The sequence below is a fragment of the Streptomyces sp. AC550_RSS872 genome (assembly GCF_019049285.1).
GTDB lineage: Bacteria > Actinomycetota > Actinomycetes > Streptomycetales > Streptomycetaceae > Streptomyces.
Window position 1 is genome coordinate 18,092 of sequence record NZ_JAGMUL010000042.1, and the last position, 25,550, is coordinate 43,641.

Annotated in this window: 21 protein-coding genes; 14 read left to right on the plus strand and 7 right to left on the minus strand. The window is 69.2% G+C overall.

All coding sequences use genetic code 11. The features are described 5' to 3' along the window. Window positions 1-36: 36 nt before the first annotated feature. The 5 genes from KUM44_RS18690 to KUM44_RS18710 all read left to right on the plus strand — a co-directional run bounded on the left by KUM44_RS18690 (window position 37) and on the right by KUM44_RS18710 (window position 5,166). A complete protein-coding gene (locus KUM44_RS18690) occupies window positions 37-459 on the plus strand; it encodes a hypothetical protein (protein ID WP_217209155.1) in 423 nt (140 codons plus the stop codon). A 317-nt stretch (window positions 460-776) separates the two neighbouring features. After that, window positions 777-1,841 carry a substrate-binding domain-containing protein gene (locus KUM44_RS18695; RefSeq protein ID WP_217209157.1) on the plus strand — a complete coding sequence of 355 codons (1,065 nt, stop codon included), beginning with the start codon at window positions 777-779 and terminating at the stop codon, window positions 1,839-1,841. A gap of 16 nt (window positions 1,842-1,857) precedes the next feature. Continuing rightward, on the plus strand, window positions 1,858-3,033 hold the full coding sequence (locus KUM44_RS18700) for a toxic anion resistance protein (protein ID WP_217209158.1): 1,176 nt from the start codon (window positions 1,858-1,860) through the stop codon (window positions 3,031-3,033). Next, window positions 3,030-4,577 carry a substrate-binding and VWA domain-containing protein gene (locus tag KUM44_RS18705; protein WP_217209159.1) on the plus strand — a complete coding sequence of 516 codons (1,548 nt, stop codon included), beginning with the start codon at window positions 3,030-3,032 and terminating at the stop codon, window positions 4,575-4,577. Before KUM44_RS18700 ends, KUM44_RS18705 begins: the two co-directional genes overlap by 4 nt. Continuing rightward, window positions 4,564-5,166, plus strand: coding sequence for a hypothetical protein (locus KUM44_RS18710; protein WP_217209160.1), 603 nt, complete (start codon window positions 4,564-4,566; stop codon window positions 5,164-5,166). The genes KUM44_RS18705 and KUM44_RS18710 overlap by 14 nt, the downstream gene beginning before the upstream one ends. Window positions 5,167-5,415: 249 nt before the next feature. Here the strand turns inward: KUM44_RS18710 and KUM44_RS18715 are convergent, their stop codons facing one another. Further along, window positions 5,416-7,239, minus strand: coding sequence for a phosphoenolpyruvate carboxykinase (GTP) (locus KUM44_RS18715; RefSeq protein WP_217209161.1), 1,824 nt, complete (start codon window positions 7,237-7,239; stop codon window positions 5,416-5,418). Between the two features lie 352 nt (window positions 7,240-7,591). On the opposite strand from KUM44_RS18715, the gene KUM44_RS18720 reads away from it, so the two are divergent. From KUM44_RS18720 to KUM44_RS18730, 3 genes are all read left to right on the plus strand, one after another. Then, window positions 7,592-8,338, plus strand: a complete 747-nt coding sequence (locus KUM44_RS18720) for a hemolysin III family protein (RefSeq protein ID WP_217209162.1) — start codon at window positions 7,592-7,594, stop codon at window positions 8,336-8,338. Between the two features lie 168 nt (window positions 8,339-8,506). Then, on the plus strand, window positions 8,507-9,136 hold the full coding sequence (locus tag KUM44_RS18725) for a TetR/AcrR family transcriptional regulator (RefSeq protein WP_217209164.1): 630 nt from the start codon (window positions 8,507-8,509) through the stop codon (window positions 9,134-9,136). Between the two features lie 33 nt (window positions 9,137-9,169). Further along, entirely contained in the window at window positions 9,170-9,901 is a 732-nt protein-coding gene (locus KUM44_RS18730; RefSeq protein WP_217209166.1) for a Mut7-C ubiquitin/RNAse domain-containing protein, read from the plus strand. Window positions 9,902-9,997: 96 nt separating this feature from the next. Here the strand turns inward: KUM44_RS18730 and KUM44_RS18735 are convergent, their stop codons facing one another. From KUM44_RS18735 to KUM44_RS18760, 6 genes are all read right to left on the minus strand, one after another. Beyond that, window positions 9,998-12,400, minus strand: a complete 2,403-nt coding sequence (locus tag KUM44_RS18735; protein WP_217209167.1) for a galactose oxidase early set domain-containing protein — start codon at window positions 12,398-12,400, stop codon at window positions 9,998-10,000. Further along, on the minus strand, window positions 12,397-13,578 hold the full coding sequence (locus KUM44_RS18740; protein ID WP_217209168.1) for a glycosyltransferase family 2 protein: 1,182 nt from the start codon (window positions 13,576-13,578) through the stop codon (window positions 12,397-12,399). Before KUM44_RS18740 ends, KUM44_RS18735 begins: the two co-directional genes overlap by 4 nt. After that, entirely contained in the window at window positions 13,575-15,224 is a 1,650-nt protein-coding gene (locus KUM44_RS18745; RefSeq protein WP_217209169.1) for a glycosyltransferase family 39 protein, read from the minus strand. The genes KUM44_RS18740 and KUM44_RS18745 overlap by 4 nt, the downstream gene beginning before the upstream one ends. Continuing rightward, on the minus strand, window positions 15,221-16,510 hold the full coding sequence (locus KUM44_RS18750) for a glycosyltransferase (RefSeq protein WP_217209170.1): 1,290 nt from the start codon (window positions 16,508-16,510) through the stop codon (window positions 15,221-15,223). The genes KUM44_RS18745 and KUM44_RS18750 overlap by 4 nt, the downstream gene beginning before the upstream one ends. Before the next feature lie 202 nt (window positions 16,511-16,712). Then, window positions 16,713-18,746 (minus strand): thioredoxin domain-containing protein, encoded by a 2,034-nt coding sequence (locus KUM44_RS18755; protein ID WP_217209171.1) that lies wholly within the window; start codon window positions 18,744-18,746, stop codon window positions 16,713-16,715. Window positions 18,747-18,969: 223 nt separating this feature from the next. Then, window positions 18,970-20,220 carry a cytochrome P450 gene (locus KUM44_RS18760; RefSeq protein ID WP_217209172.1) on the minus strand — a complete coding sequence of 417 codons (1,251 nt, stop codon included), beginning with the start codon at window positions 20,218-20,220 and terminating at the stop codon, window positions 18,970-18,972. Between the two features lie 192 nt (window positions 20,221-20,412). On the opposite strand from KUM44_RS18760, the gene tvaA reads away from it, so the two are divergent. Genes tvaA through KUM44_RS18790 form a run of 6 tightly spaced genes read left to right on the plus strand, consistent with a single transcriptional unit; the run spans window position 20,413 to window position 25,546 of the window. Beyond that, on the plus strand, window positions 20,413-20,649 hold the full coding sequence (gene tvaA / locus KUM44_RS18765; protein ID WP_217209174.1) for a thioviridamide family RiPP peptide: 237 nt from the start codon (window positions 20,413-20,415) through the stop codon (window positions 20,647-20,649). A gap of 6 nt (window positions 20,650-20,655) precedes the next feature. Further along, window positions 20,656-21,753, plus strand: a complete 1,098-nt coding sequence (locus tag KUM44_RS18770; protein WP_217209176.1) for a phosphotransferase family protein — start codon at window positions 20,656-20,658, stop codon at window positions 21,751-21,753. Continuing rightward, window positions 21,750-22,796 carry a T3SS effector HopA1 family protein gene (locus KUM44_RS18775; RefSeq protein ID WP_217209178.1) on the plus strand — a complete coding sequence of 349 codons (1,047 nt, stop codon included), beginning with the start codon at window positions 21,750-21,752 and terminating at the stop codon, window positions 22,794-22,796. The genes KUM44_RS18770 and KUM44_RS18775 overlap by 4 nt, the downstream gene beginning before the upstream one ends. Beyond that, a complete protein-coding gene (locus tag KUM44_RS18780) occupies window positions 22,793-23,710 on the plus strand; it encodes a phosphotransferase (RefSeq protein WP_217209180.1) in 918 nt (305 codons plus the stop codon). Before KUM44_RS18775 ends, KUM44_RS18780 begins: the two co-directional genes overlap by 4 nt. Next, the gene (locus tag KUM44_RS18785) at window positions 23,694-24,341 is read left to right on the plus strand and encodes a flavoprotein (protein WP_217209182.1); all 648 of its coding nucleotides are present in this window, start codon (window positions 23,694-23,696) and stop codon (window positions 24,339-24,341) included. Before KUM44_RS18780 ends, KUM44_RS18785 begins: the two co-directional genes overlap by 17 nt. Beyond that, on the plus strand, window positions 24,338-25,546 hold the full coding sequence (locus tag KUM44_RS18790; protein WP_254389722.1) for a 50S ribosomal protein L11 methyltransferase: 1,209 nt from the start codon (window positions 24,338-24,340) through the stop codon (window positions 25,544-25,546). Before KUM44_RS18785 ends, KUM44_RS18790 begins: the two co-directional genes overlap by 4 nt. The last annotated feature ends 4 nt before the right edge of the window (window positions 25,547-25,550 follow it).

A 25,550-nucleotide genomic window follows, 5' to 3' on the forward strand; every position in this document is an offset into this window, starting at 1 on the left:
GGATGGCTTCCTGTCAGCGCACAGGAGGCCATCCCCATGTACGAACCGATCCGAACCAAGTCGGTCCACAGCACGATGGCCGGCAACACCACCGACTTCCCTCACCGCTCGCGCGAGGAGGAGTTGGACATCCAGCTCGCCGGCCACCTCGCCGCACTGCTCGCCGTCACGGACGAGCTGCGCGAGGCGGCCCCTTCCACCGACCTCGACGCGGCCGCCGAGCGGCTCGCCGAGCAGGTGGCCCGACTGCGGGGCGGCCCCGCGCCGGCCCGCGCGGGTGCCTCCGGCGGTCAGGCGAAGCTCGCGGCACTGCACCGCCGTGCGCATGCCCTCGCCGGGCGGGCGCTGGTCGTCGCCGCGTCTCGTGCGGATACGGCGGTGGCGATTCTGGCCGCGGAGCGTATGGACGCGCATGCTGCCGCGCAGGCCGAGCCGCAGGAGTTGACCGGCGTCGGCTGATCCCCCCTGAACGGCCCCGGTCCGCGTGCACCCGCAGCGACGCGCGGACCGGGTGCCATGGCACTGCGTTGGCTGAGCCGGGTGTCTTGCTCACGCCGGGTTGTGTGGTGCTGTCGGCTGCCGTGCGATTCGCCGTAGGTGGTTCTGTTCGCGGGCGGCTGCGGGTTCGTCGTGGCTTGTCGCGCAGTTCCCCGCGCCCCTAGAAGCTGAAAGACAGGGGCGTTGCAGTCTCCCCGTGCTGTAACGGGACCGGCATGACACCCGCCGTTCATCCCCGTTGACGGGGAACGTTGGATTCCGCGAGCACTCTCCCCTGCGTGAGACGAATCGCAGGAATAGTCCTCGCGGTGCTGCTGATCGGTGGCGTGGTGGCTGCCGTCGTCGCGGGCCGCAGTGATGAGGACAAGGGCACGGCAACGAAGACCGTGCGCGCGGTGATCGGGTCGGAGAAGGCGGAGTTCTTCGCCGATCCCGATGTGGTGGAAGCCCTCGCCGCCAAGGGCTACACCGTGAAGGCCGAGACCTCCGGGTCGTGGGCCATGGAGGGGCTGGACCTCAAGGGGTACGACCTCGCGCTGCCGTCGAGCCGGGCGCCGGCCGACGAACTCGCCGCCAAGTACAAGGTGACGGGGACCCTTCCCCGGCCCTTCTACTCGCCCCTCGTCGTCGTGGCGCACAAGAACGCCGCCGAGGTGCTCGAGGGGAACGGTCTCGCGACGCTGGACGAGTCCCACCGGGGCACGCTGAAGATGACGGCCTATCTGGACGCGGCCCGCGCCGACCGCACCTGGCAGCAGCTCAAGGGCACCGGGAAGTACGGGGAGTTGACGGGCACGCTCTACCTGTCGAGCACCGACCCCGAGACGTCGAACTCCGGCGCCCTGTACCTCGCCGCCGCCTCCTACGTCGCGAACGGCGGCAAGGTCGTCGCCACCGACGCCGAGGTGGACCGCACCGCTCCGCTGCTGCACAAGCTGGTCAGCGTCCAGGGCGCCCAGCAGTCCAGCAGTGACGCCGCCTTCCGGGACTTCGTCAGCGGGGCCGGAAATCCGCTGGTCGTGGTCTACGAGTCGCAGGTCGCCTCCCTCCTGACGGACGGACAGCAGCCCGACGACCTGGTCGTCCTCTACCCCGACACCACGGTCAACAGCGACCACACCGTCGTACCGCTCACCGAGGACGGCAAGGCCGTCGCCGGACTCCTCTCCCAGGACGCGAAGTTGCGTGCGCTTCAGGTGCGGCACGGGTTCCGTCCGCAGGGCGAGGACGCCGAGTTCGCCTCGGACACCACCTACCTCAAGCAGAAGCTGACCGGCGTCCGCCAGGCGCCCGTGCCCACCTCGAAGGTGCTGCACGAACTGGCGCGACGGGCGCGCGGATAAGGGGGACAGCAACGCAATGAACAGCAGTGACGACACCTTCGTCCTCACCCCGCCCGAGCCCGTGGCCACCGTGCCGCGGGAGAAGGCCGGCGGGCTCGTCCCGGTCGACGACGCCGTCCGTACCGACATGGCCAAGAAGGCCTCCGCCTACGTCGAGGGGCTCGCGGCGCTCGACGCCCGCTCCCCCGAGTTCGCCGGCAAGGTCGGTGAGATCACCGCGCTGGGCGCCGGCGAGATGCGTACCGCCGCCGCCCAGTCCAACCGCATGCTGGAGCGGACCATCCGGAGCCTGCCCGACCGCGGCGGCGACGCCCAGGCGCAGGTCGCGGGCTCGCTGGTAGAGCTGCGGCGGGTCGTCGAGGACCTGGATCCGCGGGATCTGCCCGCCGCCAAGGGGCGCAAGTTCCTGTCCCGGCTCCCCGGCGGCAACAAGCTGCGCGACCACGTCGCAAAGTACGCCTCCGCGCAGGGGACCCTCAACAAGATCGTGGGGGCGCTGCGGGGCGGGCAGGACGAGCTGCGGCGGGACAACGCGGCGCTCCAGACCGAGCGGGTGCGGCTCTGGGAGTCCATGGGCAAGCTCCAGGAGTACGTCGTGCTGACGGAGGCGCTGGACAGCGCCGTCGAGCAGCACATCGCCGGGGTGGACGCGAGCGACCCCCAGCAGGCGGACTCGCTCCGGGCCGACGTCCTCTTCCCCGTCCGGCAGAAGCACCAGGACCTGCTCACCCAGCTCGCGGTGTGCGCGCAGGGCTACCTCGCCATGGACGTCGTACGACGCAACAACGAGGAGTTGATCAAGGGCGTCGACCGGGCCGCGACCACGACCGTCTCGGCGCTGCGGATCTCGGTGATGCTGGCTTCCGCGCTCGACAACCAGAAGAAGGTCATCGAGCAGGTCAACGCCCTGCGCGGGACGACCGAGGACCTCATCCGGGGCAATGCCGAGATGCTGGCGGGCCAGAGCGGGGAGATCCAGCGCATCGCCGCCGACCCGGCGGTGGGTGCGGAGACCCTGCGAAGCGCCTTCCAGCAGATCTACCGCACCCTCGACGCCATCGACACCTACAAGGTCCAGGCGACCGAGGCGATGGCGACGACGGTGGAGAGCCTGACCGCCGAACTGGAGCACGCGAGCGCCTACCTGGAGCGCAGTCGTGCACAGGGCGCGCTGGAGGGTGGGCTCGGATGAGAGCACGGCTTCTCGCGCCCGCGCTCGCCGCGCTGGCCCTGCTGACGGCCTGCACCTCGCAGAAGGCCGCCGACGCTCCGGACCAGAACGCCCCGCAGCCGGGCACCCTGCGCGTCCTCGCCTCCAGCGAACTCGGTGACATGGCCCCGGTCCTCGACCGGATCGCCGACGACACCGGCATCAAGGTCCGGCCCACCTACATGGGCACCCTCGACGCCGTGGAACTGCTGGCGAAGGGCAAGGCGGACGGGCGGTACGACGCCCTGTGGCTGTCCTCCAACGACTATCTGCGGCTGCGCCCCGACGCGGCGAGGAAGGTCGTGTCGGAGACGCCGGTCATGTCGAGCCCGGTCGCCATCGGGGTCAGGTCGACGACGCTCGGCTCGCTGGGCTGGAAGCCCGAGGACGTCACCTGGTCGCGGATCGAGCAGGCCGTCCAGGACGGCAGGCTGACCTACGGCATGACCGACCCCGCCCGCTCCAACTCCGGCTTCGCCACCCTCGTCTCCGTCGCCTCGGCTTTGTCCGGCGCCCAGTCCGCGCTCACCGACACCGACGTCGACAAGGCCACGCCCCGCCTCAAGGAGTTCTTCAAGGGGCAGAAGCTGACATCGGGCTCCTCGGGCTGGCTGGCGGCGGCGTACGGCCGGCGCGGCAACGTCGACGCCCTGCTCAACTACGAGTCCGTCCTCAAGGGCATCCCGGGCCTGACCGTGATCCGCCCCAAGGACGGCGTCGTGACCGCCGACTACCCGCTCTCCTCCCTCGCCTCGACGAACGCCGCGACCCGCGAGGACGTCCGCCGCCTCACCGAGGCCCTGCGCACCGAGGGCATCCAGCGGCTGATCACCGAGCGCACCCATCGCCGCCCGGTCGTCGCCTCCGTCCCTCCCGCGCCCGGCCTCGACCCCGGCAGGCGGCGCGAACTGCCCTTCCCGGGCACCCGTTCCGTCGCCGACGGCCTGCTCGACTCGTACGAGAACGAGCTGCGCCGCCCGTCCAGGACCGTCTACGTCCTCGACACCTCGGGCTCGATGGAGGGCGACCGGCTGGAACAGCTGAAGAAGGCGCTCGCCGACCTCACCGGAGACTTCCGCGAGCGCGAGGAGGTCACGTTGATGCCCTTCGGGTCGGACGTGAAGAGCGTGCGCACGCATGTCGTGGAGCCCGCCCGCCCGAAGACCGGGCTGGACGCCATCCGCGAGGACACCGACGCGCTCAGCGCCGAGGGCGACACCGCGATCTACACCTCGCTGGAGAAGGCGTACGAGCATCTGGGCGCCGGACGCTCCGAGGACACGTTCACCTCGATCGTGCTGATGACGGACGGCGAGAACACCACCGGCGCCGAGGCGGGCGACTTCGACGCCTTCTACGCGGGGCTCGACCGCGACCGGCGGGAGACGCCCGTCTTCCCCATCCTCTTCGGCGACTCCGACCGGTCCGAACTGGAGCACATCGCCGAGCTGACCGGCGGCCGTCTCTTCGACGCCCAGGAGGGCTCGCTGGACGGCGCCTTCGAGGAGATCCGTGGCTACCAGTAAGGCAGTGGCGTATCTGGAGTCCCGCAAGAACATCGCCGGGAGCGCGTGCGGGCTGGTCGGCGTCGTGCTGACCTTCACGGGAGTGGCCGGCCCCTACTGGCCCGTGGTGGTCGCGGGACTGTACGGCGCGGGCGCGCTGATCGCCCCGCCGGAGCGGCCCGCGCCCCCCGACTTCCCGGACCCGTCGGCCCAGCTCGACGAGGTGCGGGGCGACTTCGAGAAGCTGCGCGGCTATCTGGGGGACGTCGAGCTGTCGGTCACGGCCGCGGCAAGGCTCCGCGAACTCACCGAGCTACTGGCCGCGTTGCTCGACCGCGGCTGGGTCGCCGAGCTGCTGGCGCACGACCCGGAGGGCGTGCACGTGCTCTCCCGGATCGTGCGGCGCGATCTTCCGGAGGCCGTCGACAGCTTCGTACGGACACGGTGGTGGACGCGGATGACGCCGGGCACGGAGTCGCCGGAGCTGCATCTGGAGCGACAGCTGGGTCTGCTGAAGAAGGAGGCGGAGCAGCTGGCGGCGGGGCTACGCGAGACGGAGGCAAGGCGACAGGAGTCACACACCCGCTACTTGGAAGACCGTTCACAGTAGCCCACCCAGGGGCGCAAAAACTGCGCGACCAGCCACGACGCGACCCGCACACGACACCCACCAACGGCGAGCATCCGCACAGACGAAGGCCTGTCGTCGTGAACCCCGTCGGGGCGGACGGGGTTCACGACGACAGGCCCAGAGCCACGCACGCCGTTGTACGCGGCTTCGCCGTATCTCACCGCGGCCGGCCGTGACGATCACTGGTCAGGGCGCATCCCAACCGGCCGCGGAGCTCATAGGAGGGCCTCAGCCCAGGCGCCGCACCAGCGCCTCGTACTCGTCCCACAGCTCCTTCGGCGTGTGCTCACCGAAGGTGTTGAGGTGGTCGGGGACGAGCGCGGCCTCCTCGCGCCAGATCTCCTTGTCGACGGTGAGCAGGAAGTCGAGGTCGGAGTCGGCCAGCTCGAGACCGTTGGTGTCCAGGGCGTCCTTCGTCGGCAGGATGCCGATCGGGGTCTCGACGCCCTCGGCCTTGCCCTCCAGGCGCTCGACGATCCACTTCAGGACGCGGCTGTTCTCGCCGAAACCGGGCCAGACGAACTTGCCCTCGTCGTTCTTGCGGAACCAGTTGACGTAGTAGATCTTCGGCAGCTTGGACTGGTCCTTGTCCTTGGCGACGTCGACCCAGTGGGCCATGTAGTCGCCCATGTTGTAGCCGCAGAAGGGGAGCATGGCGAAGGGGTCGCGGCGCAGTTCGCCGACCTTGCCCTCGGCGGCGGCGGTCTTCTCGGAGGCCACGTTGGCACCGAGGAACACGCCGTGGTTCCAGTCGAAGGACTCGGTTACAAGCGGTACGGCGGTGGCGCGGCGGCCGCCGAAGAGGATCGCGGAGATCGGCACGCCCTTGGGGTCCTCCCACTCGGGCGCGATGATCGGGCACTGCGAGGCGGGGACGGTGAAGCGGGCGTTGGGGTGGGCGGCCGGGGCGTCCGAGGAGGGCGTCCAGTCGTTGCCCTTCCAGTCGGTCAGGTGGGCCGGAGTCTCCTCCGTCATGCCCTCCCACCAGATGTCGTTGTCGTCGGTCAGCGCCACGTTGGTGAAGACCGAGTTGCCCCACAGGGTCTTCATCGCGTTGGCGTTGGTGTGCTCACCGGTGCCGGGTGCGACGCCGAAGAAGCCGGCCTCGGGGTTGATGGCGTAGAGGCGGCCGTCCTCGCCGAAGCGCATCCAGGCGATGTCGTCGCCGATGGTCTCGACGGTCCAGCCGGAGATAGTGGGCTCCAGCATGGCGAGGTTGGTCTTGCCGCAGGCGGAGGGGAAGGCCGCCGCCACGTACTTGGACTCGCCCTGCGGCGGGGTCAGTTTCAGGATCAGCATGTGCTCGGCGAGCCAGCCCTCGTCGCGGGCCATGACGGAGGCGATCCGCAGGGCGTAGCACTTCTTGCCGAGCAGGGCGTTGCCGCCGTAGCCGGAGCCGTAGGACCAGATCTCGCGGCTCTCCGGGAAGTGGGAGATGTACTTGGTCTGGTTGCAGGGCCACGGGACGTCCTGCTCGCCGGGCTCCAGCGGGGCGCCGACGGAGTGCACGGCCTTCACGAAGAAGCCGTCCTCCCCGAGCTCGTCGAGCACGGCCTGGCCCATGCGGGTCATGGTGCGCATGGAGACGGCGACGTAGGCGGAGTCGGTGATCTCGACGCCGATCGCGGAGAGCTTGGAGCCGAGGGGGCCCATGCAGAACGGGACGACGTACATCGTCCGGCCGCGCATCGAGCCGCGGAAGACGCCCTTCTCACCGGAGAAGACCTCGCGCATCTCGGCGGGGTCCATCCAGTGGTTCGTCGGGCCGGCGTCCTCCTCCTTCTCGGAGCAGATGAAGGTCCGGTCCTCGACGCGGGCGACGTCGGTCGGGTCGGAGGCGGCGTAGTACGAGTTGGGGCGCTTGATCGGGTCGAGCTTCCTGAAGGTGCCCTTCGCGACGAGCTCCTCGGACAGACGCTCGTACTCGGCCTCGGATCCGTCACACCAGACCACGTTGTCCGGCTGCGTGAGTTCTGCGATCTCGTTCACCCACGAGACCAGCTCCCGGTGGTGGGTGGGGACGACGGGGGGAGCCGCGATGTCGCGCGCCACGGTTGCTCCTAAGAGAGGGATTTTGTCGTGAATATGCCCTTGTATGCCCCGTGGGGGCCGCGACCCGGATGCTTCGCGAACGGGATGGACTGGATCCGCCGTCCCGATCTTTCGCGCTCATCCGGTGTCGACCGCACTCATTTGATCATCCGACGGGTCCGCCCATATGTCCAGAGGGCGTCACAGGTGAGCGGCGTGAGCATCGCCACTCATCCAGATGTTTTCGATGCGTCACCACGGCTTCACCCCAGGTGCGCCCCGCGCGGGCACCCCATGAGAGGATGGCCACTTCCGGGCTCTCATCTCGCCGCGCTGATACGTAACTTACGGTTCCGTAGGTACGATGCCCCCCATGACTGCGCCCGTCCCCGACGCGCAACCGGACACGGCGGCCGCCGGCCGCGCTTCCGGCGCGCCCTCCCTGCCCCACCAGATCGCACACCACGCCCAGCAGCTCACGGACGAGATCAAGCCCAAGCTCCGCGGCTGGCTGCACCTCGGGATGTTCCCCGCCGCGCTCGTCTCGGGCCTCGTGCTCACCGCCCTCGCGGACTCGACCAGAGGCCGGATCGCCTGCGGGATCTTCGCTCTCACCGCCTGTCTGCTGTTCGGCGTGAGCGCGCTGTACCACCGGGGCAACTGGAGCCCCCGGATGGACGGCATCCTGCGCCGACTGGATCACGCCAACATCTTCCTGATCATCGCGGGCACCTACACACCGCTGACGATGCTGCTCCTGCCGGGGGCCAAGGGTCAGTGGCTGCTGTGGGGCATCTGGGCCGCCGCCGCGGCCGGCATCGTCTTCCGGGTCTTCTGGGTCGGCGCCCCGCGCTGGCTCTACACCCCCTGCTACATCGCGATGGGCTGGGCGGCCGTCTTCTTCCTGCCGGACTTCATGCGCTCCGGCGGCATCGCGGTGCTGGTCCTGGTGATCGTCGGCGGTCTCCTCTACAGCGCGGGCGGCGTGATCTACGGCATCAAGCGCCCGAACCCGTCACCGCGCTGGTTCGGCTTCCACGAGGTCTTCCACACCTTGACGCTGGCGGCGTTCATCACGCACTACGTCGGCATCTCACTGGTGGCCTACCAGCACGCGTAGCCCAGCGCAGGGCTCCCCCGAGGGCCACGGCTTCCGAGCCGTGGCCCTTTTCGCGCCCCGGAACACCGGGGACGTCGTCGGGCCCCCACGGACGTCGGCGCGGCGCTGGTCACGCCGCCTCCGCGCTCACATGGCTGTCGAGGGGGCCGGTGCCCGACAATGATCCCCATGACCCCCGCACAGTCCTCTCCCCTGACCGACCGCCCCCAGCTGGGGCTTCGCGAGCGGAAGAAGATCAAGACCCGGACAGCGATCCGCGACGCGACGTACGCGCTGATCAAGGAGCAGGGCTACGACGCCACGACGATCGAGCAGATCGCCGAGCGCGCCGAGGTGTCGCCGTCCACGGTCTTCCGCTACTTCCCGACGAAGGAGGACATCGTCCTCACGGACGAGTACGACCCGATCCTGCTGGACGAGCTGCGCAGGCGGCCGGCGGACGAGCCGTGGGGGGAGTCGCTGCGGTACGTCATGCGGCTGGCGATCAGCGCCGGGACGGCGGAGGGGCCCGAGGCCGCCCGGCTGCGGTCGCATCTCATGGTCCAGGTCCCGGCGGTGCGGTCCCGGATGCTGGAGAGCATGTCGGTCACCGGCCGGATGCTCGCCGAGGCCGTCGCCGTCCGCAACGGGCTCGACCGGAACAGCCTGGAGGCACGGGTCTACACGATGTCCCTGATCGGCGGCCTTGCGGAGATCCCCCTGTACTGGGCCGAGAACGACTTCAAGGACGACCTCCTCGACCTTCTCGACCGCACCCTGGACGTCATCGAGCACGGTCTTCCCGCGGAAATCACCTGAGGCGCGAGCTGTCCGCCGTGACATCCTGACCAGGTGAACGGTCCCGAGATCCACGTCGAGTTCGCCCCCGAACTGCGCCTGTTCCTGCCCAACGGACGGCGCGCGGGCGCCGGCGCAGTCACCACCGACGGCGTCTCGACCCTCGGCCATGTCGTCGAGTCCCTCGGCGTCCCGCTGACCGAGGTCGGCACCCTGGTCGTGGACGGCCACGAGGTGCCGGTGTCGCACATCCCGACGGCGGGCGAGTCCGTGACCGTACGCCCCGTCCAGCGCCCCCAGCGGGTGCCCGACGCTCCCCTGCGCTTCCTGCTCGACGTCCACCTCGGCACCCTCGCCCGCCGTCTGCGTCTGCTCGGCGTGGACACCGCGTACGAGTCGACGGACATCGGCGACCCGGCGCTCGCCGCGCTCTCGGCCGCCGAGCAGCGGGTCATGCTGAGCCGTGACCGGGGGCTGCTGCGGCGCCGAGAGCTGTGGGCCGGGGCGTATGTCTACAGCACACGGCCCGACGACCAACTCCGCGATGTACTCGACCGGTTCCGCCCCGAACTACGCCCCTGGACCCGCTGCTCCGCCTGCAACGGCCTGCTCAAGGCGGCCACCAAGGACGAGGTGGCGGACCAGCTGGAGGGCGGGACGCAGCGGTCGTACGACGTGTTCGCGCAGTGCACCGCGTGCAAGCGCGCGTACTGGAAGGGCGCGCACCACGAGCAACTGGTGGCCATCGTGGAGCGCGCGATGTCGCTCCGCTCGGAGCGCCGTTGATGGTTGAGCGCCGCGGGGAACTGCGGGCCGTCTGTGGCTGGCCGCGCCCAGGCGGCGGAGCCGCATATCGATACGGCCCCGCGCGCCTCAGGGCGTCTAACGCCTCATTGGATCCGCCTTACCGCAGGCGATACCGTCCCGGTTCGGGTCCAGCCGTAGCGGGTCGTCCTTGCCGTTGACCTCCAGGCGGCCGTAGTCGTTCTTCTTCAGCCAGTCGCAGCGGGCCTTCGTCGTCGCCTTCACGGCCGGCGGGAAGTCCGTCGGCACGCAGACGTTGGCGGAGCCGTAGTGCCGGTCGCAGCCGGAGACGGTCGGGCTGACCTTCTGGGACTTCCGCTTCTTGCCGGGGCCCGTGACCTTGCCTTCGAGGCTGTCGGCGAAATCGTGGACGTGGGCGGAGGCGTCCGTCGCGCTCAGGGCCTGCGGGCCCTGGAGGTGGACCCACTTGGCGACCGACGGCACCCCGTTGGCATCGACCGCGAAGAGCATGTACCAGCCGGGCGGGGCCAGGTTGGGGTTGCTCGTCACGTTCAGGTCGACGTTGTCGCCGTCCACCGACAGGGGCAGATCCACGAACCGCTGGTTGGGGTCCGAGGAGTGGGTGACGGCGGCCGGACGGATCAGCTCGGCCTTGGCGATGGGCCGGTCGACGGTGATCCGCTGGGTGTCGCCGTACGTCCACTCCGTGTCGATGACCGACGTGATCGTCGGGCGCTCGCCCTTGAGGAGATAGGGCGGGGTGTAGATCGACACGTCGTGGTTCCAGGAGCCGTTGCCCGGGTTGTCACCCGTGGCCATCACACGGCCGTCGGGCAGCAGGAACGCCGAGGAATGGTAGCCGCGCTCCTCCGGGTCCGCCGCCACCGGGTCGAAGGTGTTGGTCGCCGGGTCGTAGAGCGACGACTCGAACACCGGGTTGGCCCGGTTGTGCAGCGCGCCGCCCGTCTCCAGGACCTTGCCGTCGGGAAGGAGTACGACGGAGGGGTACATCTTGCCCTGGTTGCCGGTCTGCGGGACCTTGCCGCCTCCGAGGTCGACGGTGCCCTGCGGGAGCGGCGGTCCTGCGACGTAGGACGGGTTGGGCTGCTTGAGGTCGATGACGTCGGTGAGACGGTTCGCGTCCGGGTTGGAGTCGATGTTGCCGCCGCCGACGGTGAGGACCTTCTGGTCCTGGGCCGGGGGCAGCAGCACGCTTGCGGACTGGTCGCGCTCGTCCTTGTTCTGCAGGCCCGGCACCTGGGTGATCGTGTTGGCGTCGTAGTCGTAGATCGCCGATCCGGTGCCCGGGATGTTGTTGCCGAAGACATGGCTGCCGGAGTAGAAGAGGCGGCCGTCCTGCATCAGGATCATCGACGGGTACAGGCCCCAGTACGACCAGGTCTGGTTGACCTTCCAGAGCTCCAGCCACTTCTGCTCGGCGTCCGACCACAGCTCGGCGGTGACCGAACCGGACGAGTCCTCCTTCAGACCGCCGAAGGAGATCACGTCACCGTTGCCGAGAATGGTGGCCGACGGGTACCAGTGGCCGTCGTTCATGTCGTTGGTCTTGCTGTAGGTCTCGGTGACCGGGTCGAAGAGGTACGAGTCCTTGTAGCCCTGGTAGCCGACCGTGCCGTCGGCCGACGGATAGCCCTTGTTGCCGCTCATCACGAGCACCCGGCCGTCGTCGAGCTGGACGTGCCCGGCGCAGAACATGTCCTTGGGCGTGGGGATCTGCTTGTACGTGCCGTTCTCGGGGTCGTAGACCGCGCTGGTGAACGTGCCCGCCTCGAACCTCTCCGGGTCGTTGCCGGAGCCCGCGATCAGCAGCACCTTGCCGTTGTTCAGGACGACGGAGTGCATGGAGCGGACCGGGTTCTGGGTGGGCAGCACGTCCCAGCGGCCGTTCGCGCACTCGTCCGCGGTGCCCGTGCACACCGGGTCCGGGACGGGGTCGGCGACCTGGTCCATCGTGTAGTCGTCGGTGGTGACCGAGCCGGTGCCGTAGACGGAGACGCCCCAGGCGATCCGGTCCGTGCCGGTGGGCACCTCGGGCGTACGGACCGTGGCCTCGGTCCAACCGGCCGCCATGTCCAGCGTCTTGAGGTCGGTCCAGTACTGCCAGCCCGCCGTCGGGTCGTGCCGGAACAGGGTGACCGAGGCGTCCGGGGTGGTCGACTTGTACCAGAGGCCCAGGTCGTACTGCTTGCCCGGCGTGACGACCGGCGCGCACTCGGCGGACTCGGTGATGAGGGCCTTTCGGTCGCCCTCGACACGGCGGGTGAGCTCGACCTTCATGGCCTTGGTGCCGCTGTGGGCGTCCGTGGTCGTGGTGAAGGTGAAGTCGTTGTCGCCCCAGCCGGACTTCTTCCAGCAGTAGGGCATGTCGTCGGTGCCGGCGGTCTCGAAGCCGGGGTTCTTGATGAGGTTGGCGGCGGAGGCGGGCTGGGGCGCGGTGAGGAGGAGACCTCCGGTGAGGCCCAACACGGCCAGCAAGGCCGTTCTCGGTCTCGATCTCATGCAGTGCTCCTTGCTGTGCGGCTCCTGCGCGGCAGATAGACCAGCGCCTCGGTACCGACGAAGCGCAGGACGAACGTGATGACCAGGGCCAGCGCGGTGGCCGGCAGGACGGCCAGCCCGAACTGGCCGACGAGCAGCGCGATCAGCGGGATGCGCAGCACCAGGTCGGCGTTGGCGAGGAGCGCGAACCGGGTGGTGCGGTCGGCCCAGTGGCGGTGGACGCGTCGGTCGCGGAACAGCAGCTTCTCGATGAGCAGGAAGTTCCAGGCCACGCCGAACTGGTTGGCGACTATCTCCGCCGGGAGATAGTGCAGGCCCGCCTGTGTCAGCGCCCACAGGGCGGCCAGGTTCGGCACGAAGCCCGTCAGCCCGATCAGCCCGAACACCACCATCCGCGACAGCGGGTCGGCCGTACGCAGCCCGGCGAGGTGCCGCAGGAAGCGCCGCCCCTCCGCCGCCGTGGACTTGGACTCCCCCGCGAACCGCTCCTGGAAGACGAACGGCACCTCGGTGACCGTGCGCGGACGGCTGCGGACCGCCAGCTCCAGCAGGATCTTGTAGCCGAGCGGCTTGAGCGCCTCGGCCGTGATGTCGCTGCGGCGGATGGCGAAGAAGCCGCTCATCGGGTCGCTGATGCCGTGCAGCCGGCGAGGGAAGAGGGCTTTGGTCAGCCAGGTGGCGCCCCGTGAGACGGCGATCCGGTAGCTGCCCGCGAGCCCGGCCCGGCTGCCGCCCTTGATGTACCGGGAGGCGACGACGAGCCCGGCGCTCGCACGCTCGCCCGTGGCCACCAACTCCGGGACCAGGGACGGCGGATGCTGGCAGTCACCGTCCATGACGACGATCCAGTCCGACCCGGCCGCCTTCACCCCCTCGACCACCGCGCCGCCGAGCCCGCCGACGGGTTCGTCCCGGTGGATGACGGTCACCGGGAACGGGCAGTCCTGGGCCGCCTCCGTGATGACCTGCGGGGTGTCGTCGGTGGAGTCGTCCACGAAGACGACCTCGCAGGGCAGCCGGGACGGCACCGATTCGGTGATCTGGTGCAGCAACTGCCCTACGTTCTCCGACTCGTTGAAGGTCGGTACGACGATGGTGACGGCGCCGGGTTCGGGAACCTCGGCGGCGTCCACCGACGGATCGCCCAGCTCTCCGGGGGCGGTGTACTCGTGAGTCATCGAACCCCTCCGGATGCTGTCTGGATCCGCCGGATCTCGATCCGGTCCTCGCCGGTGCCGAAGACGGCGACCGGCGTCGAGTGCTCCATCGCCGCCCTGACGTTGGGCAGGTCCGCCGCGTCCCGCCGTACCGTCGGCGAGGCGACCACGTAGTCGAGGTCCTTCCAGCCGCGCGGCATCGTCTTCGTCACGGCCGGGTCGAGGTCGGCCTTGTAGAACCAGATGGCCCCGAGCCCGGGCTCGTACCCGGCGTGCACCAGGTCCAGCCACAGCGCGTCGTCGACGAGCACCCGGGTGTCCTGCGGGTCGGCCACCTCCGAGGCCAGCCACTTCGAGGCCGCCTGGTAGGGCGCGTTGGCGTCGGCGGTAACGGCGGTGCGGGCGCCGTCGTACCAGCGCGGCACGACATAGGCGCAGGCGGCGAGCGCGAGGACGGCCGCGAGGGCGTACCGCGCGCCGGTGACGTACCGCTTCTCGGCCTCGGACCGCCGGCGCCGCAGGACGGCGTGGGCGACTGAGGCCGTTCCTCCGGCGAGGACGAGGGCGAGGAAGGGCAGGACCTGGATGACGTACATGGCGGGCAGGTAGCCGGTGGGGCGCATGGCGACCAGGGCGAGGATGACGACCGCGCACGAGGGTCCGGCCAGGGCGCGGGCGGTGACCGACCAGCGCCAGGTGACCAGGAGCAGCAGGCCGCCCGCGAGGCCGCCGACGATGAGGACACGATCGTAGTAGAGCCACGACTGGAGGACGCCCCAGGAGCCGGAGCCCTGGTCGAGGATGAAGCCCGAACCGGGCCTGGTCATCTGGTACTTGATGCCGTCCCACAGCGAGACGTGCCCGCTGCCGGCGAACAGCTCGCCCTTCAGCAGGGCGAAGAGCGGATACGACAGGCCGATCAGCGCGCAGGCGGTGACGGCGCCGGTGAGGGCGAACTTACGGGTGTCGCGGTGGCTGTGCCGCCACATGGTGACGAAGACCGCGGGGAGGACGAAGAGCATCGTCTCCTTGGTCAGTACGGCCGTGGCGGCCGCGATGCCTGCGCCGAAGTGGTGCCAGAGATGACGGCTCGGGGAAGCGGCGAGCGCGAAGGCGAGCAGCGTCCACATCACCGCGAGGTTGTCGAGGAAGATCTCCCGCTGGAGGACGACCGACAGCGGCGAGAGGCCGAACATGACCATGCCGAGCCCGGCCGCCCAGCGCGGCAGCGACAGCCGCCGGCCGAGCACGTAGACGAGGACCGCGCTGATCGCGCTGATGACGAGCATCGCGGCACGCATGGTGCCGACCGTCATCGAGTCGGGGCTGAGGGCGGCGGGTATCCAGGTCAGCAGGGCTATCTGGATCCAGCCGAGGGGCGGGTGGTCGTACCAGTAGGTGTAGTGGGCCAGGCCCCGGCCCTCCTGCACGGCCCAGGCCTGGGCCAGGTACGTGCCCTCGTCGTCGCTGAGGGTCGGGTAGTCGGCGATGTTCCAGCCCTGCACGACGAGGATCGCGAGGAGGAGTACGCCGCACAGGATCAAGTCGGGGCGGGAGGAGCGAAGCCGTCTCGGCGGCTCCGTTCGGCCGGTCGAACGCTGCGTAGGGACAGGTTGTCTCTGCGCGGGGACCTTCGGAGTGGTCACCGCGGGAAGGGTGGAGGTCACGCGGTGACGTCCTCTCGGATGTCTCGGGTCGTTCCGGCACGGGTCTCGGCGTGATTGAGATGCGCGCCGACGTGAGTGGTCAGCTCCCAGTCGTTACGGCCGCGCTGCTCACGCCATACGGCGCGGACGGCGGCACCGGCGAGGAGGACCTGGTAGAAGGGACCGCCCACGATGAGCTTCAGATAGTGGACGAAGCGGACGCGCAGTCCGTACTGCTTGCCGAAGTCGTGCAGTCCGACGACCTCGAAGACGAAGGTGACCAGTGCGGTGACGGCCGGCAGGAAGGTGACGAAGGCGACGGACACCGGCACGTCGAGGAATACGGCGATCACGATGTTGAGCGGGATGATGAGCCCGGTGAAGGCCTGCATGAACGGCGTCATGAGCGTGTACCGGGCGAGCAACCGCTGCCCGAGGGTGGGCAGTTGCTTCCAGTCCTTCTTCCGGTAGACCTGGAGGAAGCCCTGGTTCCAGCGGGTGCGCTGCTTCAGCAGCGACATCAGGCTGCCGGGCGTCTCCTCCTTGGTCACCATGTCGGAGTCGTAGGCGACGACGACCTTCTTGCCGACACTGGACAGCCTGACGCCCAGGTCGCAGTCCTCGGCGAGGCAGTTCGGGTCCCAGCCGTCGGCTTCCCGCAGCACGTCGGTGCGGACGAAGACGGTGTTGCCGCCGAGCGGGATGAACCCCTTCTGCGCGTGCAGATGCAGCCGGGAGCGGAACCAGAAGAAGTACTCCAGGCAGTTGCGCAGGCTGTACCAGCTGGAGTGGAAGTTGATCAGCTGGACGCCGCCCTGGACGACGTCCGCCCCGGTGGTGCGGAAGGCGTGGTCGACGTGGGCGAGGAGCTCCGGGTGGACCTGGTCCTCGGCGTCGAAGACCCCGACGACGTCGCCGCGGCAGTGCGGCAGCGCCGTGTTCATGGCCTTCGGCTTGTTCTTCTTCTCGTGGGTGTCGACGACGACGCGGACGCGCGGATCACGCGAGGCGGCCTTCTCGGCCACCTGAGTGGTCTCCGGGTCGTCGTGCCCGACGATGACGATGATCTCGAAGTCGGCGTGTGTGGACTCCAGCAGCCGCTGGATGGTGTGGTCCAGCACGGCCTGTTCGTGCCGGGCCGGCAACAGCAGCGAGAACGACACGTGCTCGCCGCCGTCCGGTCTGCTGAACCGGGTGGAGGCGAGCACTTCGGGCGTACGCCACGCGTGCATCTGCCACCACAGAGTGAAAGCCGCCATCCAGAACAAGGCCAGCGAGACGACGGCTATGAAGACAGACGTCAGCAACAGATCCCCCCAGATCCCCAATGCCCCCTGTCGCGACGATGAGTTACACCTGTCGCGCCACTGTGCAGACATTAGGGGGGATCTGTGAAGCGCGCAGGCCCTTTCGGTGAAGAGCGCGTTTCATCACAACGAGCCGCGAGAGTGAACAATTCGAACACAGGTCGCGTAACCGCCCCGCGCCGACTGCTGTATTACTGCCGTTTCAGCTGCTCAGCGCGGTTCGCAGGCGGTCCGGATCGGTGGTCGGGGCATCGCAGGTGAAGTTGCGGCAGACGTAGGCGGCGGGTTGTCCCTGCTGTAGAGGACGGTCGGCGAGGAGGGGAAACTCGTCACTCTCCGGAGTACCCACGGCCACGACCGCGCCCGGAGCGGTGCCCAGAAGTGCCGTACGGTGCAGGGTCCTTGTGCCCTCGTCCGTGAGGGACGGACCGACGACGGCGACCTCACGCGGTCCGTCGAGGTTGGCCTCGGCGACGGCCAGCCCCCAGCCGATGAACCGGGGCACACGCGGGCCGAGGGCCTTGACGACGCCCAACGCCTTCTCGGCGGCGGCACGATGGGGCTCCGCACCGGTCTGCGCGGCATAGCTCAGCAGGGCGCCGGCGGCCGCGCTCCAGCCCGAGGGGGCGGCGTTGTCGGTGGGGTCCTGGGGGCGGCGGATCAGCTGCTCGGCGTCGGCGGCGGTGTCGTAGAGCGCGCCGGACTCCGCGTCGGCGAAGCGGGCCAGCACGTGGTCGAGCAGGAACCCGGCGAACTCCAGCCAGACCCCCTCACCGGTGACGGAAGCGAGCGCGAGGAAGCCCTCGGCCACGTCGGCGTAGTCCTCCAGCACACCCGCGTTGGCGCCGGCCCTGCCGTCCTTGCTGGTGCGGGCGAGGCGGACGTGGTCGTCGAGGTGCAGCCGTACGAGGAGGTCACCGGCCCCGAGCGCGGCCTCCACCAGGTCGGGGCGGTCGAAGTAGGCGCCGGTCTCGGCTAGGGCCGCGACCGCGAGGCCGTTCCAGGCGGCCACGATCTTGTCGTCCCGGCCGGGTGCGGGGCGCGTGCCGCGCTGCCGGAGCAGCCGCTCACGGATCGAGGCGACCTTCTCGGCGTCGAACAGCCCGTCCTGCTGCGGGAGTTGCAGCACGGACGCCCCCTCCTCGAAGGTGCCCTCCTCGGTGACGCCGAAGTACCGGGCGGCGAGCTCGGCGTCCTCCTCGCCCAGCACCTCGCGCAGCTGCTCCGGCGTCCACACGTAGTACGCGCCCTCGACGTGCCGGCCGGTCCCGTCGTCGCTGTCGGCGTCCAGCGCGGAGGCGAACCCGCCCTCGTCGGTGCGCAGTTCCCGCACCATGAAGTCGGCGGTCTCCAGGGCGACACGGCGCGCGAGCTCGGAGCCGGTGGCGCGCCACAGGTGGGCGTAGACGCGGCACAGCAGGGCGTTGTCGTACAGCATCTTCTCGAAGTGCGGCACGATCCAGTCACGGTCGACGGAGTACCGCGCGAACCCACCGCCCAGCTGGTCGTAGATACCGCCCCGGGCCATCCGCTCGCAGGTGTCCTGAGCCATTTGCAGCGCACCCTCGGCCCCGGTGCGGGCATGGTGCCGCAGCAGGAACTCGATCACCATGGACGGCGGGAACTTGGGCGCGCCCCCGAACCCGCCGCGCTGTGGGTCGTACTCCCGCGTCAGCCCGAGGAGCGCCTGGGCGAGCTCCTCCTCGCCGGGTGCCTCGGTACCGCCGTAGGAGATCTCCCGCTCGGCGAGATCCCGGGTGATCTTCCCGGCGACGTCGGCGACCTCGTCCCGCCGGTCCACCCAGGCACTGCGCACGCCCTCCAGCACCTGCCGGAAGGACGGCATGCCCTGCCGGGGGGCGGGCGGGAAGTAGGTGCCGAAGTAGAAGGGCTCGGCGTCCGGGGTGAGGAACACGGTCATGGGCCAGCCGCCCTGGCCGGTGGCCGCCTGGACGGCCTCCATGTAGACGGCGTCCACGTCGGGGCGTTCCTCGCGGTCGACCTTGACGCTGATGTAGTGGGCGTTGAGGTAGTCGGCGGTCTCCTGGTCCTCGAAGGACTCGTGGGCCATGACGTGGCACCAGTGACAGGCGGAGTAGCCGACCGACAACAATACGGGTACGTCGCGCCGCCGCGCCTCCTCGAACGCCTCTGGCGACCACGGCCACCAGTCGACCGGGTTGTCGGCGTGCTGCCGGAGGTAGGGCGACTGGGACTGGGCGAGTCGGTTGGCCATGTGCTCAGCCTCCCACAAGGCCCCCACCGACCTGTGCAAAGACCAGCACCCATCCGCTGACCGCACACGATCAGCACGAAGGTGCGGACATCTCGAAGCGCCGAGCACTCCGTGAGTGATCAGACTCCGGCCGACCGGGACCGGCGCACCTACGGCTCGGGCGACTGCCCTCCAGTGCTCTGCACGCCCTGATCCAGCGAGGCCGCACTCTCAAGGCGCGCCCTCAGGACCGTACGTACCGGAGCCGGATCGGCATCCGGGCAAAACCGCGCACGCTGTAGCTCTCCCGCCGCTCCGCGGGCGCGGCCGACTCGATGACAAGGCCGCGCTCCCGCAGCCGCTCCAGGAAGATCTGGATGTCCAGCCGGGCCATATACGCGCCGAGGCAGAAGTGAATACCGGACGCGAACGACAGGTGCGGGTTGTCTGCCCGGTCGAAGAGCAGCTCGTCCGGCTTACGGAAGCGTTCCGGGTCCCGGTTGGCGGCTCCGAGGATCATGATGACCGTCTGCTCAGGTTCCAGCTTGGCCCCCGCGAACTCCACGGGTTCCAGCACGGTCCGGGCATCGAACTGGAGGGGCGGGTCGTAGCGGATCAGTTCGTCCACCGCGGTCCCCAGGCTGCCGGGCGCACGGACGGCGACGCCGGCGTACATCCGGTCCAGCCGGCCGGGTTCGGCGAGCAGCGCGTGGAGGATGTTACCGAGCTGGTTGCTGGTGGTATCGATGCCGGCACCGAGCAACAGCTGTGCGGTGGAGACAAGTTCGAGCTCGGTCAGCGCGGTCTCGGTGGCCAGGCGGGTCAGGAGATCGTCCGCCTGATGGCGGCGCTTGTGCCGGAGCAGATCGGCGAAGTACGAGGCGAGCCGCGCCTCGGCCTCGATGGCGATGTCCAATACGTCCGGGTCAACGGTCGGTTCGCCGATCGCGGCGAAGCTGTCCACGTCGTTCGCAATCGCCTCGCGGTCGCTCTCCGGGATGCCCAGCAGGTCGGAGATCACCTGGATGGGCAAGGGGTAGGCGAAGCCGCTCATGAAGTCGGCTGCGGGCTCGCCGAACATCCCGTCCAGCAACTGGTCTACCCGTGCGGTGATCTGCGGGCGCAGGGCCTCGACATGGCGACCGGAGAAGGCCGAGTTGACGCCTCGGCGCAGCCGGGTGTGATCCGGCGGATTGGCGTACAGCATGCTGCACTGAAGCCGCTCGGTGACCTGGCTCAGCCGCTCCTGCGGCACCTGGATGAAGTCGAGCGCCTTGAGCTCGGTGCTCTTCCCCAACGAGCGGTGCCGCAACGCCTGATCGCACTCCGCGTGCCGACTGAGCACCAGTGCGTCGTAGGTGGTGAGCAGCACCGGTGCCCTGCTGCGCAGTCGCGCGTACTCGGGGTACGGATCCTCACTCATCGGGTTGAGGGTTATGGACTCGAAGAGTTCCTCGGCGTCTGTGTCGGTACCGGCCTGCGGCAGCGCGCCCATCCGTCCCCTCCCGTCCCAGCCATGCCTGAACAGGCCGAACGTACGTAGCGCGTGCATGGCGAACGCATCGCCTGCCGCATTCGCCACTCGTCATGCGTTCGACATGCCCTCGGCTGTTTGTCTCGGGCTGTCCGTCACGTTCACCGGCGCTCGCCCTGTGAGGGAGCGCCGAAACACAGAGAGGAGAGGGATATGTCACCCGCTACGACGACTGTCTCTGAGCAGAACCTTGACGACCTCGTCGCGCAGATCCAGGCCGAGGAGTCGGCCGCGGACGCCACCACGTCGGACGAGGCGTTCAGCGAGCTGGCCGGCGTCTCCCCCGAGGAGCTTCAGCAGTTCCTGGAGGAGAAGGTCGGCATGTCCCCGGACGAGGGTGTCCAGGGCTCCTTCATCTCGGTCGTGGTCACCGCGGCAACTCACTGCTGAGACCGAATGATTCACAATCCAGGGGCTGAGGAGCTCCTGCGCGCCCGGACGCTGGGGTTCTACACCCCGCGTCCGGGGCGGCGCCCCGCTCCCCGGCAGACGCAGGAGATCACCTACGACATCGGCGAGCTCGCCACGACGCTCAACGGACTGGGTATCGACCCCGATTCCGTCGTACGCATGACCAAGTGCATCTCACGTCGGCTGGTCCTGCTGGTGGAGCTGGCCGACGGCAGCGCACAGTTGCTGAAGTGGCCGGACAGCGACACGGAGCTCGACAACGACTACGAGTACGTGATGCTGAGTCTCTTCGACCGCCTCGATTTCCCCGCCCAGACCCGGGCGGCGCTGCCCCGGCTCCTCGCCGGCGGCCCGGAGACCCGGGTGATCGCGCTGGACGTGGTGCGGGACTGCGACCCGCTCAGCGATCTGATCCGCGGTCGGCAGCCGGTGGACACCGGCCATCTGGTCCGGCTGGCGGCGGTCTTCGCGGGTCTGCACCGTACGCCGATCGCGGAAGCGTACGCCGAGTACCCGGAGTGGCTGCTCTGGCCGCCGGTGCCGAAGACCACGGACCTCTCGCCGTATGAGTACGCCCATGGCTGCGGCATGGAGTTCGACGTCTACATCCGGACGATGCAGGACCTGGCACCCGACTTCCGGGAGCTGCATGACGATTGGCGCCCAGACTCCCTGGTCCACTTCGACATGCGCGACGACAACATCCTGATCGCCCGTGACCCGGACTCGCCCCTGCCGCTGCGGATCATCGACTGGGAGCTCGCCGGCTTCGGCGACCCGCGCTACGACATCGGCTATCTGGTGGGCCAGTTCATGATGGGCGCGCTGCGCCGCCACGGTGACATGAACGCCTCCACCTCGGCCCAGCGCAACATACGAACCTTCCTCACCGCCTACCGCCGGCTCTCCACACTCGAACGCGCAGACGAGGAACGGATCTTCCAGTATGCGGGCATCACCCTGCTGCTCCAGGCGTCGATGCGCCTCCAGCAGCTTGGCGCCCTCAACAGAGTCGGCCACCTCTGCCTGCTGTACGGGAGGCGGCTGATCCAGAACCCCTCGCCAGAGGTGATCTTGCGATGACGGCCGACCGGGACAACAGCTATCTGCGGCTTTTCCAGGAGATCGCGGAAGAGGTGGTGATCCAGGACGCCCGTACCTTCACCCACCCACGTTTCGGCACCCTGGAACCGCCACGGGACATGGAGACCAACACCCAGTTCCCCGTGGTCACCTACCTGTCCAAGCTGATCTATCTGACGTACTACGCGGGCGACGAAGTCGCAGCGCGGATGCTCGTCGAAGGCGGCAAGGCCGTGGCCGCCATCCCGGACCACGAGGATTACGCCTTCGCCGAGCGTCTGCACGCGCACAACACCGGCCGAGGCCATCTGGTACCCGGCTGGCAGGTCACTGGCAGACGCGGCAACGCCTGGCTCGTACAGCGCGACGGCCTCACCCTGAGCGCCCCGTCGAGCGACTTGGTGCCCGACGAGCCGACTGAGCCGGCACCTTCGGGCGGTACGGCGAACAGCGAGCTCCAGGTCGGCGGGCAGGTCTCGGTACGTTTCCCACCGTGCCAGCGGTACAGCGTGCTCGGCTGGTACATGGCCATTGGCGACCACGGCGCACCCAGCCGGGACGAAGGGCTGGTACGCCTCTACTTCTCGCTGGACGGACCCGAAGGCGCCCCGTCCCTGATGCGCACACTCACCTCGGCGCTCAACCGGCTGGAACTCCCCTTCCAGTTCAAGATGGCGAACCATCCGTCCGCCTACACCAGGCGCGACTCCGGAGTCCTCTACCTCAGCCGCCAGGCCTGGTCCACGCATCGGCAGACGTTGCTCGAGGTGTGCGACGAGGCCGACGCCGTACTGCGGAACGACTATCCGCGGCTGGCCCTGCCACTGCGCCCCGGAGTCTCCTTCGCGGTGGAGCCGCAGGTCGCAGGCCACCGGCTGAGCTTCGGTGAGCACCGCTGTCTGCTGGTGGCCGAGGCGCTGGTGACGGCGTACGAGCAGGGCGTACGCGACCTGGACGGCCGGGTGGCCGCGATCCGCGAACGCTACGCGCGGGAGGGCCTGGACCTCGAGGCCCCTTACGCCGACCCGATGGTGGTGGCGTGACCGCTGCCACCAGCGCCGACACGGTGCGTCGTATGGAGGGCCCGTTCGTGCTTCGTCTGTGCGTACGGACCCCGTCCGGCTTCCGCTGGGCAGAGCGGGACAAGGTTCCCCAAGGCGCGGCAGGAGACACGCCGGAGGGGTCATTCCCCGGGCGACCCGGCTATCTGAACGCCGTTCAGCTTGCTGCGCTGCGTGCCGTGGTACCGGCGACGGGGACCGTACGTGCCGCGTTTCCCACGCTCTCCGCCCAGGATGGAGCCGAGGTCGCGACGTGGCCCGCCCTGCCGACCCCGGCTTTGCTGTGCGACCGGGTCTACGCCATCGAGCGGCGCGGAGTCGAGCACACCTGCCGGGAACTGGGCCGTTTCCTCGGCCGGTTGCATTCCGGGCCGCCGCCCGAGTTGCCCCGACGGCACGGGTCACCTTGGTTGCCCGAGGGCTCGCCGACCGCCACGGCCGTGGCGAACGCCCGCGACCGGCTCCCTCACGGGAAACTCGCCCGCAGCGCGGCCCGGCTGCGCCCGTACACCGGAGATTTGACGATCGTCCATGGCCGCTTCTCCACCGGTGTCTGCGCCGACACCGACCGGCCGGTGGTACTGGGCTGGCGGGAGGCAGGGCTGGGCGACCCGCTACGTGATGTGGCCTTCTTCCTCAGCGAGTTGATCGAGGCGGCGGCAGTCATGAGCGTGATGGACGACCCGGCGCCGGCGGCGTTCCTCGACGGCTACGGCCAGGTGGCCGACCCGGACCGGTTGAGGTCGCTGATCGCCGACCGGTTGCTGGAGCACTGCGCGCAGAGCGCCCTGCTCGCGCCGACGCCCGCCGGCGACCTGGACCGGACGTTGCGGGTGCTGGAAGACCAATGGGAGCGATGCACAAGGGGGCTGGGATGGGATGACCGAAGCGACTGAATCAGCGAGCACGACAGACGCGGCGGCCGACGCCGAAGGACGTATCGATCTCTCCGGCGTCCGGCTGCTGGTCTGCGTCTCCGGATCGGTGGCCGCCCTCGGTGTGCCGCACATCCTGCTTTGGCTCAAGAGCCGCCTAGGCCTGACCCAGATACGAGTCATGCTCACCCCGATGGCACTGCGCCTGGTCACCAAGGACTCGTTCAAACGGGTCGTCGGCTGCGAGGTGCTCTGCGACTGGGACGACCTTCCGGACGACGCCCGCTCGCATGTCTCCGTCGCCCAATGGGCTCAGGTGGCACTGGTGTTGCCCACTACAGCGGACCTGGCGGGCAAGCTCGCGCACGGTATTGGCGACAACCTCGTCAGCTCCACGCTCATGGCCGTGTCCTGTCCGACCATCGTGGTGCCCTCCACCAACGAGACGACCTGGAACAAGCCCGCCATGCGGCGCAACATCGACCAGCTCAAATCCGACGGCTACCAGGTGGTCGAGCCGAAACTCGGCCCGTCACTCGCCACCGGCGCCGACGAGACCGGCTCGATGGGCGACTACCGCGCACCGCTGGTCGCCGCGCTGACGCAGGCCGCGGGCCACCACGCACGCAACGAGAACAGGAGAGACCGTTGACCCTTGCCCTCGATGCGACACTGCGTCGCGTTCCGGAGCTTCTGGTCGAGGTGGACAGCGCTCATCAGGTCCGGGTGCACCACGATCGCCGCATTCTGGAGTTCGGACCCCACGCGCTGTCCCTGCTGGACGTCTTCTACGAGCCCACGACCGTCGGTGACGCGATCCATCGACTCCGCCCAAGGCTCAAGGGCCGTAGGGCGGTTGACGAGCTGGTCGCCACCCTCGCCACCATGGTCAGCGCCGGTCTGCTGACCACGGAGCCGGCCGCCGGCCACTCCGAGCTGATGTTCCCGGTCGGTGGCTACGGCCAGGCGTACATGGACATCGCGATGCTCCAGGACCCGATCCGCAAGAGCCTGTTCATCAAGGCGATCGACGAGGTGGTCGGCCCGGACGACGTGGTCCTGGACCTCGGGACGGGTTCCGGCATACTAGCGGTCGCCTCGGCCAGGGCCGGAGCCCGCCGGGTGTACGCGGTCGAGCCGGCCCGAACCGGAGACATCGCGTCCCGGATCGTGGAGCGCAACGGGTTCAAGGACCGGGTCACCATGGTGCGGGGCTGGTCCACGGCCACCGAGCTGCCGGAGAAGGCGACGGTTCTCACCACCGACATCGTCGGCAACGACTGCCTGGACATGGTGATCTGGGAGAACCTCCAGGACGCCAGGAGACGCCTGCTCACCGAGGACGCCCGGCTCATCCCCGGCTCGCTGCGCAGCCATGCCTATCTCGCACATATGCCCGAGGAGTTCCGCCTCCGGCACCGGATCCTCGACTCCCACATCCGGACCTGGCAGGACCGCTACGGCATCGACTTCACCCCGATGCTGGAGGACGACCTCCCCCGCTCGGCCGGCTTCTACGAACGGCCCGAACACGTAAGGAACTGGGAGCGACTCTCCGATCCCGCGCCACTCTTCACCGTCGATCTCCGCACGGATGTACGGCACTTCGAGAACCAGGTGACCGTCCCCGTCACCACCTCAGGCGTCTTCAACACCGCGATCGTCTTCTTCGAGGCGCGGCTCGGCCCCACCACCACGCTCTCCACCGCGCCGTGGAACGGCGGCGAACTGAGCCACTGGTACTGCGCCGGCTGGACCTTCGCCAAGGACCGGAAGGTGACCCCCGGAGACGCGATCACGCTGAGCTACCAGTACCAGGGCGATGGCCGGGCCCGTGTGGACCTGGTCGAGGAGTGAGGGA

Bases quoted from the DNA above. Each gene is read 5' to 3' on its own strand.
- KUM44_RS18690 (WP_217209155.1), top strand. From the start codon at position 37: ATGTACGAACCGATCCGAACCAAGTCGGTCCACAGCACGATGGCCGGC.
- KUM44_RS18700 (WP_217209158.1), top strand. From the start codon at position 1,858: ATGAACAGCAGTGACGACACCTTCGTCCTCACCCCGCCCGAGCCCGTG.
- KUM44_RS18705 (WP_217209159.1), top strand. From the start codon at position 3,030: ATGAGAGCACGGCTTCTCGCGCCCGCGCTCGCCGCGCTGGCCCTGCTG.
- KUM44_RS18720 (WP_217209162.1), top strand. From the start codon at position 7,592: ATGACTGCGCCCGTCCCCGACGCGCAACCGGACACGGCGGCCGCCGGC.
- KUM44_RS18725 (WP_217209164.1), top strand. From the start codon at position 8,507: ATGACCCCCGCACAGTCCTCTCCCCTGACCGACCGCCCCCAGCTGGGG.
- KUM44_RS18735 (WP_217209167.1), bottom strand. From the start codon at position 12,400: ATGAGATCGAGACCGAGAACGGCCTTGCTGGCCGTGTTGGGCCTCACC.
- KUM44_RS18740 (WP_217209168.1), bottom strand. From the start codon at position 13,578: ATGACTCACGAGTACACCGCCCCCGGAGAGCTGGGCGATCCGTCGGTG.
- KUM44_RS18755 (WP_217209171.1), bottom strand. From the start codon at position 18,746: ATGGCCAACCGACTCGCCCAGTCCCAGTCGCCCTACCTCCGGCAGCAC.
- KUM44_RS18760 (WP_217209172.1), bottom strand. From the start codon at position 20,220: ATGGGCGCGCTGCCGCAGGCCGGTACCGACACAGACGCCGAGGAACTC.
- tvaA (WP_217209174.1), top strand. From the start codon at position 20,413: ATGTCACCCGCTACGACGACTGTCTCTGAGCAGAACCTTGACGACCTC.
- KUM44_RS18770 (WP_217209176.1), top strand. From the start codon at position 20,656: ATGATTCACAATCCAGGGGCTGAGGAGCTCCTGCGCGCCCGGACGCTG.
- KUM44_RS18775 (WP_217209178.1), top strand. From the start codon at position 21,750: ATGACGGCCGACCGGGACAACAGCTATCTGCGGCTTTTCCAGGAGATC.
- KUM44_RS18785 (WP_217209182.1), top strand. From the start codon at position 23,694: ATGACCGAAGCGACTGAATCAGCGAGCACGACAGACGCGGCGGCCGAC.